Annotated in this window: 9 protein-coding genes; 8 read left to right on the forward strand and 1 reads right to left on the reverse strand. The window is 42.3% G+C overall.

Annotation, left to right across the window (positions count from 1 at the left end; genetic code table 11):
- The first annotated feature begins 40 nt into the window (after positions 1-40).
- The 4 genes from pyk to aceA all read left to right on the forward strand — a co-directional run bounded on the left by pyk (position 41) and on the right by aceA (position 5567).
- Entirely contained in the window at positions 41-1801 is a 1761-nt protein-coding gene (gene pyk / locus ACIQ0C_RS00300) for a pyruvate kinase (protein ID WP_403055848.1), read from the forward strand.
- An 81-nt stretch (positions 1802-1882) separates the two neighbouring features.
- On the forward strand, positions 1883-2275 hold the full coding sequence (locus ACIQ0C_RS00305) for an FxsA family protein (RefSeq protein ID WP_403055851.1): 393 nt from the start codon (positions 1883-1885) through the stop codon (positions 2273-2275).
- Positions 2276-2652: 377 nt separating this feature from the next.
- On the forward strand, positions 2653-4245 hold the full coding sequence (aceB, locus tag ACIQ0C_RS00310; RefSeq protein ID WP_403055854.1) for a malate synthase A: 1593 nt from the start codon (positions 2653-2655) through the stop codon (positions 4243-4245).
- Positions 4246-4283: 38 nt separating this feature from the next.
- Positions 4284-5567 carry an isocitrate lyase gene (gene aceA, locus ACIQ0C_RS00315; RefSeq protein WP_402835489.1) on the forward strand — a complete coding sequence of 428 codons (1284 nt, stop codon included), beginning with the start codon at positions 4284-4286 and terminating at the stop codon, positions 5565-5567.
- Between the two features lie 87 nt (positions 5568-5654).
- Here aceA and ytvI read toward each other — a convergent pair whose 3' ends face one another.
- Positions 5655-6779: a sporulation integral membrane protein YtvI gene (ytvI, locus tag ACIQ0C_RS00320; protein ID WP_403055857.1), complete on the reverse strand. Its 1125-nt coding sequence runs from the start codon at positions 6777-6779 to the stop codon at positions 5655-5657.
- Between the two features lie 195 nt (positions 6780-6974).
- Between ytvI and ACIQ0C_RS00325 the strand changes: the two genes are divergently transcribed.
- The 4 genes from ACIQ0C_RS00325 to mdh all read left to right on the forward strand — a co-directional run bounded on the left by ACIQ0C_RS00325 (position 6975) and on the right by mdh (position 11562).
- Complete coding sequence (locus ACIQ0C_RS00325; RefSeq protein WP_403055860.1) at positions 6975-7436, forward strand: DUF441 domain-containing protein; 462 nt, start codon at positions 6975-6977, stop codon at positions 7434-7436.
- A 539-nt stretch (positions 7437-7975) separates the two neighbouring features.
- Positions 7976-9091: a citrate synthase gene (citZ, locus tag ACIQ0C_RS00330; RefSeq protein WP_403055863.1), complete on the forward strand. Its 1116-nt coding sequence runs from the start codon at positions 7976-7978 to the stop codon at positions 9089-9091.
- A 96-nt stretch (positions 9092-9187) separates the two neighbouring features.
- Positions 9188-10504 carry an NADP-dependent isocitrate dehydrogenase gene (icd, locus tag ACIQ0C_RS00335; protein WP_402835296.1) on the forward strand — a complete coding sequence of 439 codons (1317 nt, stop codon included), beginning with the start codon at positions 9188-9190 and terminating at the stop codon, positions 10502-10504.
- Positions 10505-10626: 122 nt separating this feature from the next.
- Positions 10627-11562 (forward strand): malate dehydrogenase, encoded by a 936-nt coding sequence (gene mdh, locus ACIQ0C_RS00340; RefSeq protein WP_403055866.1) that lies wholly within the window; start codon positions 10627-10629, stop codon positions 11560-11562.
- The last annotated feature ends 106 nt before the right edge of the window (positions 11563-11668 follow it).

Below are 11668 nucleotides of genomic sequence, written 5' to 3' on the forward strand. Positions count from 1 at the left end.
GGTGGACAGGCGGCGAGTTTCCTTAAAGGAGGATGACACTATGCGTAAAACCAAGATTGTTTGTACGATTGGCCCCGCAAGTGAAAGTATAGAAAAGCTGGTTCAATTAATAGAGGCTGGGATGAATGTAGCACGGCTTAACTTTTCTCATGGAAACCATGAAGAACATGCAGCCAGAATCCGCAATATCAGAGAAGCGAGCGAAAAAACGGGTAAACAGGTTGCCATCCTTTTGGATACAAAAGGACCTGAAATACGGACAAATAATATGGAAAATGATTCCATAGAGCTTGTAGCCGGCAATGAAGTCATCATTTCCATGAATGAAGTCCTGGGAACACCTGAAAAATTCTCCATTACCTATGAAGGGCTTCTGCACGATGTCCACCCAGGATCTAAAATCCTTTTGGATGATGGATTGATCGGGCTTGAAGTGTTGAAGATAGATGAGGTAAGAAAAGAAATCCATACGAAGATCTTGAATAGCGGTACACTTAAGAACAAAAAAGGCGTGAATGTTCCAGGAGTTTCGGTAAACCTGCCTGGTATAACGGAGAAAGACGAACAGGATATCCTTTTTGGGATCGAACAGGGTATCGACTTCATTGCTGCTTCATTTGTACGCAGGGCTTCCGACGTGCTTGAAGTAAGTGAATTATTGCAGCAAAATGGAGCGGAACATATTCAAATCATCCCTAAAATCGAAAATCAAGAGGGCGTGGACCGTCTTGATGAGATCTTGGAAGTTTCAGATGGCTTGATGGTAGCACGTGGAGACTTGGGAGTGGAAATTCCTGCAGAAGAAGTGCCATTGGTCCAAAAACAAATGATCAAAAAATGTAATAATGCCGGGAAACCAGTCATAACGGCTACACAAATGCTCGATTCGATGCAGCGTAATCCAAGGCCGACCCGTGCAGAAGCAAGTGACGTGGCCAATGCCATATTTGATGGAACGGATGCAATCATGCTTTCTGGCGAAACGGCTGCTGGAACCTATCCTGTCGAAGCGGTGCAAACGATGCATAACATTGCTTCACGTGCTGAAACTGCCCTTGATTATCGGGATATATTATCAGTCAGAAGCAAAGTGAACCGCCATAATGTCACTGATGCTATTGGTCAATCCGTTGCCCACACCGCGCTTAATCTTAATGCTGGGGCAATCATCACCCCTACAGAAAGCGGTCATACGGCAAGGATGATTTCTAAATACCGCCCTAAAGCACCGATCATTGCTGTTACATCCAATGATCATGTTTCAAGAAGGCTTGCATTGGCATGGGGAGTCTATCCGCAGATTGGTCCAAAAGCGACGACTACCGATGAAATGCTTCAAACCGCAATAGATGAAAGCTTGCATTCTGGCTTAGTTTCCCATGGGGATTTAGTCGTCATTACAGCCGGTGTGCCTGTAGGTGAAACAGGTACGACTAACTTGATGAAAATTCATGTTTTAGGAGAGGTTCTTTTGAAGGCTCAAGGAATCGGCAGGAAATCGGCGAAAGGTGAAGTGGTAATAGCTAAGAATGCCAAGGAAGCTTTGGATAAAGTGAAGGAAGGCTCTGTATTGGTTACGATCGGTTCGGACCGCGAAATGATGCCGGCGATTGAAAAGTGTGCGGCGTTGATTACGGAAGAAGGCGGTTTGACAAGCCATGCAGCTGTTGTAGGAGTTACATTGGGTATACCGGTCATCGTTGGGGCGGAGGACGCGACCAAGGTTTTCACGGATGGTCAAAGAATAACGGTCGATGCAGGGCGTGGAGTCATTTATGATGGACATGCAAACGTTTTGTAAAACGAAATTTTGGCTGATTCCGTGCCAATGAGGTAAGATGGATGTACCGCACCAGAAATGGGCTGTGCAGGAGGAATGTAGATGAAATATTTTTTAATGTTTATCATTGCGATGCCGGTCGTTGAAATTATTGTCCTTTTGCTGTCAGGCAATCTGATTGGTTTTTGGCCAACGCTGTTCCTGATTATAGCCACAGGTTTGATCGGAGCCTATTTGGCTAAACGGCAAGGGATGGAAACTTGGAAAAAGGCACAGGAACAGATTCATTACGGAATGATGCCAGGAAATGAAATCATTGATGGAATCTGTATCTTTATCGGAGCTGCACTGTTGCTGTCCCCTGGGCTCATCTCGGATATCATGGGATTGATCCTTGTGTTTCCGCCAACCCGGAATCTCCTCAAACCGATTGTTATCCGGTTTATCATGAACAGGATGAATAAAGGGAAAGTTACCATCATTCGGCATAAATAATATAAGGCTGTCTAAAGGCTCAAGCTTTTAGGCGGCCTTTTTGGTCTGGAAAAAAGGTCCGCAAAAGCATCCAATTTATTTGGGGGGTGCTTTTTTGCTTTACATTGAAATGGGAGTTTCAATGTAAAGCGGATTTTGCCTGTTACACCATTGAATGATGATTTCCACGAGAATGAAATGTGTATAATAACAGGATTTTTAAATTATTAACCATTGGAAACATTGGTAAATCAGGCTTTTCCATGCTTAAAAATCTTTTTTTAGATTTTTTAGAAAAAACTGGTGACAAATTTATACAACGTGTTATATAATACAAACAGGAAATAAAACATCTGTATTATAACATAGGAGAGTTGGAAAGGATGTGGAGAGGCAACATGATTACGGAAGCAAAAGGCTTACAAATTACAGGCACCATTAAGCCAGGATATGAACAAATACTTACAACGGAAGCTCTTCAATTCATCGAAAGAATTGAACGGCATTTCAGTGGGAGAAGGGCAGAACTTCTAGAACGGCGGAAAAGCGTTCAGGAAGAACTGAATCAAGGCAAGCTTCCTGATTTCCTTGAAGAAACGAAGCATATTCGTGAAAGTGATTGGACGATTGCGCCCCTCCCGAATGATTTGCAGGACCGCAGGGTTGAAATCACTGGACCTGTTGATCGCAAAATGATCATAAATGCCCTGAACTCAGGTGCCAATGTATTCATGGCGGACTTTGAAGATGCCAATTCACCCACTTGGGAGAATTGCATTGATGGCCAATTGAATCTGCGCGATGCAATCCGCGGAACCATTTCATTTAAAAATCCAAATGGCAAAGTGTATGAATTAAATGAAAGAACAGCTGTCCTAAAGGTAAGGCCACGAGGGTGGCATTTGGAGGAAAAACATGTCCTATTGGATGGACAGCCTATATCGGCCAGCATTTTTGACTTTGGACTGTACTTTTACCACAACGCAAAAGCATTGGTCGAAAAACAAAGCGGTCCATACTTTTACTTACCAAAAATGGAAAGCCATCTCGAAGCAAGATTATGGAATGAAATATTCGTATATGCACAGAACGATTTGAGAATTCCGCAAGGAACCATCAAGGCAACGGTCTTGATAGAAACGATTCTAGCTGCATTCGAAATGGACGAAATTCTGTACGAGCTGAAAGAGCATTCCGCAGGCCTGAACTGCGGCCGCTGGGATTATATCTTTAGTTTCCTGAAAAAATTCCGTCACTCGGATGATGTTATCTTCCCAGATCGGCAGCAGGTCACGATGACTGTCCCGAACATGAGGGCGTATTCCTTACTGGCAATCAAAACATGTCACACTCGTAATGCTCCTGCAATTGGCGGGATGGCCGCGCAAATTCCTGTTAAAAATGACCCGGTTAAGAACGATGAGGCTTTTGCGAAAGTAAAGGCAGATAAAGAACGCGAAGCAAGAGACGGTCATGATGGAACATGGGTCGCCCACCCAGGTATGGTTAGCACGGCAAAAGAGGTTTTTGACCTCCTCGTCCCAAAACCGAATCAAATTTTCCGGAAACGGGAAGATGTCCATGTAACAGCTCAAGAGTTGCTGGCTGTACCGGAAGGAACGATCACAGAGGCAGGATTAAGGACGAATATTAATGTCGGCATCCAATATATCGCCTCATGGTTAAGCGGCAGAGGTGCGGCACCTATCAATAACTTAATGGAAGATGCTGCAACCGCTGAAATTTCAAGGGCTCAAGTCTGGCAATGGATCCGTCATCCAAAAGGCATTCTCGAAGATGGCAGGGAAATAACCGAGGAATTATTCCATCAAATCAAAGAAGAAGAATTGGCGGTCATTAAATCGGAAGTAGGGGAAGAAACTTTCAAATCAGGAAAGTTTGAAGAGTCTACTAAACTATTTGAACAATTGATTGAAGCGGATGACTTTGCAGATTTCTTAACTAACGCGGCATACGAAAAATTATCTTAATATTCAAAATATATAATATGAATTAGGAGGAAAAAATGATGATGAATGAGAGAGCGCAAAAATTACAACAAAGCTGGGAAAATGACTCACGGTGGACTGGTATTAAACGTCCTTATACGGCCGAAGAAGTAATTAAACTAAGAGGTTCCATCGATATTGAACAAACATTGGCACGCCGTGGTTCCGAAAAGTTATGGAATCTATTAAATACAGAGGATTTCATCAATGCATTAGGAGCATTGACTGGTAACCAAGCAATGCAGCAGGTGAAAGCTGGTTTAAAAGCAATCTACTTAAGCGGCTGGCAAGTGGCGGCAGATGCTAACATCGCAGGGCAAATGTACCCTGACCAAAGTTTATATCCAGCCAACTCCGTGCCGCAAGTTGTTAAACGCATTAATCAGACACTTCAGCGTGCAGACCAAATCAGCTTTGCTGAAGGTAAAGATGATATCGATTGGTTCGCTCCAATCGTGGCGGATGCTGAAGCAGGTTTTGGCGGTTCCCTTAACGTCTTCGAATTAATGAAAGGCATGATCGAAGCTGGAGCGGCAGGCGTTCATTTTGAAGACCAGCTTTCTTCCGAGAAAAAGTGCGGTCACCTAGGCGGTAAAGTCCTTCTTCCAACCCAAACGGCAGTACGTAATTTAGTTTCCGCCCGATTGGCAGCCGATGTAATGGGTACACCGACCATCCTGATTGCCCGTACGGATGCTGATGCTGCAGATTTGATCACCGATAATATTGATCCGGTCGATGCACCATTCATCACTGGTGAAAGGACTCCAGAAGGATTCTACCGCACGAATGCAGGTCTTGACCAAGCCATTGCAAGAGGCCTTGCTTATGCGCCATATGCCGACCTTATCTGGTGTGAGACTTCTGAACCTAATCTAGCGGATGCTCGCCGCTTTGCCGAGGCTATCCATGCAGAGTTCCCGGGCAAATTGCTTGCTTACAATTGTTCCCCATCATTTAACTGGAAAGCGAAATTAAGTGATGAGGAGATTGCCAATTATCAAGTGGAATTGGGTAAATTGGGTTATAAATTCCAATTCGTTACACTTGCAGGCTTCCACTCATTGAATCATAGCATGTTCAACCTTGCTCTTGGTTATAAAGATCGCGGCATGGCTGCATACTCAGAACTTCAACAAGCGGAGTTCGCCAGTGAGCCGGACGGCTATACAGCAACACGTCATCAGCGTGAAGTGGGAACTGGTTACTTTGATGAAGTGGCACAAGTCGTTTCCGGTGGAACATCATCCACAACAGCACTTGCAGGTTCTACTGAAACAGAACAATTCGAGACGTCAAAATAATTTTAGCGTAAAACCAAAGATCCGCCTTGTACCCGAGGCGGATTTTTAAATGGAAAGGAGTGAATGCTAATAGATGTCTGGATTATCTTAAGTGGTTTTTTTTGTATCCCCGATGATGAAAGTCCATATGGCCTTGAAGACATTGGCACGCTGAAGTGTATTGAATATGACAAGTACGACAGGTCCTGCAATCAGACCTAGGAAACCGATCAATTTGAAGCCGATGAACAAGGCGATGAGAGTGGCAAGCGGATCCAAACCAATACTGGAAGAAAGTACTTTTGGCTCAATTAGCTGACGCTGGACAACGACGATTATGTATAGGACGGACAAACCGATTGCGAGACTTGTATTCCCGGCGATGAATTCAAAGATGATCCAAGGAATGAAAATCGTACCTGTCCCTAAATAGGGAATGATATCGACCAGTCCGCATATCAGGGCAATGGTAATTGAATAATTCACCCCCAAAATGAGGAATCCGATTAAAATCGTGACAGTCGTCAATGAAACAAGAGTGAATTGTGCCCGGATAAACCCGAATAAAGCCCGTTTTAGGTCCCAGAATAAACGCTTTGCACCCGCAAATATCTTATCAGGCAACACTTTTCCGGTCATGCGGCCAAAGGTATCCCAATCCTTGCTGATGAAGAACGTGCCAAGCAGGGTAAAAAGGAGTGCCGTTGCTGTAGTTGGAAACCACCCGATGATTGTGGGGATGTTCTTCAAGAAAGCTTGAATGAAGCCGCTTACTCCCGTAGTGATGGATTCACCGATATTTTGGATATTCTTGAGGATCGTGTCTTGCTGTTCGGTATCCAAATTATTGAACATGGCAGCTATTTGATTATATAAAGGGATGACGGTGGTAGCGATGTATGTTTCTATATAATCCACGATGGTTTCAATGTGTTTCGGGATGACTCCGGCAAGGTAATTGGTCCCTGAAATGATTTCGGTAACCAGTAAGGTGATAAGACCCGCAAATAAAAGGAAAATGAGCAAAAGGGAAACGAATACAGCCAACCCCCGTGGCAGCCGCCCTTTCCTTTCGAAAAAAATGACCAGGGGATTCATCAAGAAAGCGATTATCATGGCAATGATGAATGGATATGTATATTTAGATAAATAAAACAAGGCAATTCCACCTAAAATTATCCCTCCGACGACCAGTAAAGAGCGAATGAAACGATACATATATACCGGATTCAAGTCATATCCTCCTTCAACCATTAAGTTTGTATTATAATTGTAACGATGATGGAAAAGAAAGGAAAGATTCTTTCATCTTTCGGCTTGGATTTTTTCCGCAGATGCATCGTTCCCTTAAATCATTTTTCTCCCAGGAACAAGGGAGTTTGTTATGTTAAAATAACAAAAAAACAGAAGGAAGAAGGTGAAGGGATAATGATCAACGGTCCTGTCGTATTTTTAATTCTGCTTGCTGCAATCGGTTGGTTCGGGAAAAATACCTCACTGATCATGGCTGCGGGTTTTCTTTTAAGCATGAAACTGGTTGGCCTTGACGCTAAAGTGTTTCCATACCTGGAAGCGAAAGGAATCAACTTGGGCGTCACGATCATCACGATCTCCGTACTCATTCCCATAGCAAACGGGGCGATAGGTTTCAAGGAACTCGGAGACGCGATAAAATCTCCTTATGCCTGGATTGCACTAGCATCTGGAATAGCTGTTGCGCTCATAGCAAAAAATGGGATTACACTCCTGTCGCACGATCCGCACATTACCACTGCACTTGTATTTGGGACGATTCTTGCGGTCGCCTTATTCAAAGGAGTGGCTGTCGGCCCGTTAATCGGGGCGGGAATTGCTTATTTATGCATGCAGATCTTCAATTTTTTTAAATGAAGCGAGTGGCTAAGGGGAGAAAAGTCCGTCAATGCCGGGATTGTAAATTTTCTATTTAATGTTTCGTTTATTCTGCTTTGGGTCATTTTTTTAAAAAAAAACGTTTTGAATCGCATTAAAAAAGCAAGAGAATATGTAGCTAATTTTTCTAATAAAATAATAATTTTTTCACATTTTAAGTGCTTTTCATTCCCAAAAAAGTGTTTATTGTTTATAATAATCATGTAACTGCTCTGATTTATTAAAAATGGGATTCAGAATATCATTGATATTTTTGAGGAATCTTAAAAAAAAGATGTAGTTATTGAGCAAGCGCTCACTAGGAATAGCTACAAGCATTATTTTTAGAATTTCGTATTAAAGATTATCGTACATTTTACTATTGTTGGGGTCATATTCTGTGAACGCTTCCAATACAAGATGTATGTCTTCTGCTAAAAAATAGATGGTTGTTTACAAAGCTAATTTCTTGGAAGCGCTATATTTATACGCTAATAGCAAGGGCATAGGGGAATATCTAGGAAAAGGAGAGATTTAGTATGACAGCAACAAAAGGTCTTGAAGGTGTGGTAGCAACAACTTCATCAGTAAGCTCCATTATCGATGACACATTAACGTATGTAGGTTATGACATCGATGATTTGGCTTCGAACGCAACATTCGAGGAAGTAATCTATCTTTTATGGCACGGAGCTCTTCCGAACAAAAGCCAACTAGAAGAATTAACTAAACAACTTGCTGAAAATGCTGAAATTCCAGCTGAAGTGGTTAATCACTTCAAAACATACCCAATTGATAAAGTACATCCAATGGGAGCTCTTCGCACTGCAGTATCTCTTCTTGGTCTCTATGATGAAGAAGCAGATGTAATGAGTGAAGACGCTAACTATCGTAAAGCAATCCGCATCCAAGCAAAAATCCCTACATTGGTAACAACTTTCGCTCGCATCCGTCAAGGGAAAGAAGCTGTTGCTCCACGTACAGATTTAAGCTTTGCTGCTAACTTCTTATATATGTTAAGCGGTAACGAACCAACGGCAATCGAAGAAGAAGCATTCAACAAAGCATTGGTTCTTCATGCTGACCATGAATTAAACGCTTCTACATTCACTGCACGCGTTTGTGTGGCTACATTATCTGATATCTATTCTGGCGTAACTTCTGCCATTGGTGCTTTAAAAGGCCCACTTCACGGCGGAGCCAACGAACAAGTCATGAAAATGCTTACAGAAATTGGTTCAGTTGAAAACGTTGAGCCATATATCAACGAAAAATTAGCCAATAAAGAAAAAATCATGGGCTTTGGTCACCGTGTATACCGTAAAGGTGATCCTCGTGCTAAACACCTTAAAGAAATGTCACAAAAACTGACTGAACTTACTGGACAACCTCAATATTATGATATGTCCATCAAAATTCATGAAATCGTAACCGGTCAAAAAAATCTTCCGCCGAACGTGGATTTCTATTCTGCTTCCGTATACCACAGTTTAGGTATCGAGCATGACCTATTTACACCAATCTTTGCTGTAAGCCGTGCTTCAGGCTGGATCGCTCATATCCTTGAGCAATATTCAAACAACCGCCTTATCCGTCCGCGTGCAGAGTATGTTGGACCAGGTATGCAAAAATATGTACCGATTGAAAAACGCTAATTAAAAGTTTTTTCGAAAAATCATTTTTTATTTCATCGAATTTGTAGTAAATTAATAGATGTGAGTAAAAAAGGTTAGTGGTTCTGCCTCATTAAAATGGCAGGCCATCTAACCTTTGAATTTGAATCGGAGGTAAGAGACATGACACAAAGCCAAAAAATCACAGTTACTAACGGTGTTCTTAACGTACCAAACAACCCAATCGTTCCTTATATTGAGGGAGACGGAATCGGTCCTGATATCTGGGCTGCAGCATCCCGCGTTTTAGACGCAGCAGTTGAAAAAGCTTACAATGGCGAAAAGAAAATCGAATGGAAAGAAGTTTTAGCTGGACAAAAAGCATTTGACCAAACGGGCGAATGGCTTCCACAAGAAACTCTTGATGTCATTAACGAATATCTAATCGCTATTAAAGGACCTCTTACAACTCCAATCGGTGGCGGTATCCGCTCATTGAACGTTGCATTGCGTCAAGTATTAGACTTATTCGTATGTCTTCGTCCAGTACGTTACTTTGAAGGTGTACCTTCTCCAGTTAAACGTCCAGAAGACACTGACATGGTCATCTTCCGTGAAAACACTGAAGACATCTATGCTGGTATCGAATATGCAAAAGGTTCTGACGAAGCCAAGAAATTAATCGAATTCCTACAAAATGAATTCGGTGTTCAAAAAATTCGTTTCCCTGAAACTTCAGGTATCGGAATTAAACCGATTTCCGAAGAAGGAACAAAACGTCTTGTTCGCTCTGCACTTAACTATGCGATCAAAGAAGGCCGTAAGTCATTAACACTTGTTCATAAAGGTAACATCATGAAATTCACTGAAGGTGCATTCAAAACTTGGGGTTATGAAGTTGCAGAACAAGAATTCGCCGATAAAGTGTTCACATGGAACCAATATGACAAAATTAAAGATGCTGAAGGCACTGAAGCTGCTAACAAAGCACAATCTGCTGCTGAAGCTGAAGGCAAAATCATCGTTAAAGATTCCATTGCTGATATCTTCTTACAACAAATCCTGACTCGTCCTAAAGAGTTTGATGTTGTTGCAACAATGAACTTGAACGGAGATTACATTTCTGATGCATTAGCTGCACAAGTTGGCGGAATCGGTATCGCTCCAGGAGCAAACATCAACTACGAAACTGGACATGCCATCTTCGAAGCAACTCACGGAACGGCTCCTAAATATGCTGGTCTTGATAAAGTTAACCCATCTTCAGTTCTTCTTTCAGGCGTTCTTTTACTTGAGCACCTTGGTTGGAACGAAGCTGCAAACAGCATCACTAAATCAGTGGAACAAACAATCGCTTCTAAAGTTGTTACATACGACTTTGCCCGCCTAATGGAAGGTGCAACGGAAGTTAAATGTTCTGAGTTCGCAGACGAGCTTATCAAAAACCTTAAGTAATTCATTATATGCTTTCTGGAAAAGTGCCTGAACGGGCTCCTTTTCCAGGAGGCTTATATATATTTTCAAGCGGATGTTAGAAGTATTCCAAAAGTATTTATATATTTTAAGGAGGAAATAACATGTCTAAACGTAAAAAAATCACAGTGGTAGGTGCTGGATTCACTGGTGCTACAGCAGCATTCCTTGCAGCTCAAAAAGAGCTTGGTGATATCGTTTTAGTTGATATTCCGCAAGCGGAAAACCCTACAAAAGGTAAAGCTCTTGATATGGCGGAAGCAGGACCTGTTCTAGGTTTCGATGCTAACATCATCGGTACATCCGACTATGCAGAAACAGCTGACTCCGACGTAGTGATCATCACTGCCGGAATTGCCCGTAAGCCCGGCATGAGCCGTGACGACTTAGTTCAAACTAACCAAAAAGTTATGAAATCAGTAACTAAAGAAGTAGTTAAACATTCCCCTAATACAACCATCATCGTTTTAACTAACCCTGTAGATGCAATGACTTACACTGTATACAAAGAATCTGGTTTCTCTAAAGAACGCGTTATCGGACAATCAGGCGTTCTTGATACAGCTCGTTTCCGCACATTCGTAGCTCAAGAATTAAACTTATCCGTTAAAGATGTAACTGGTTTCGTACTTGGCGGACACGGAGACGATATGGTTCCTCTAGTGCGTTACTCTTATGCAGGCGGAATTCCTTTGGAAAAATTGATCCCTCAAGATCGTTTAGAAGCAATAGTGGCTCGTACCCGCACTGGCGGCGGGGAAATCGTAAACCTTCTTGGAAACGGAAGCGCCTATTATGCACCGGCTGCATCCCTAGTGGAAATGGCTGAAGCGATCCTTAAAGATCAACGTCGCGTTCTTCCATCAATCGCTTATCTTGAAGGTGAATACGGATTTGAAGGGATCTACCTTGGAGTGCCGACTGTACTTGGTGCAAACGGTATTGAACAAATCATCGAACTTGATTTGACTGAAGGCGAAAAAGCGGCACTTTCAAAATCAGTTGAATCAGTTAAAGCAGTAATGCAAGTCCTTCAATAAGAGATCATGATCAGACTGCCCGGATAATGGAAGAAAAGGCCAAGGCCTTTTTCCAACTCCGGGCAGTTTTTTAATCCGCTTCAAAAGAAGCCTTGAACTTATAATC

The sequence above is a fragment of the Peribacillus sp. NPDC096448 genome, assembly GCF_044762675.1.
Taxonomy (GTDB): Bacteria; Bacillota; Bacilli; order Bacillales; family DSM-1321; genus Peribacillus; species Peribacillus frigoritolerans_B.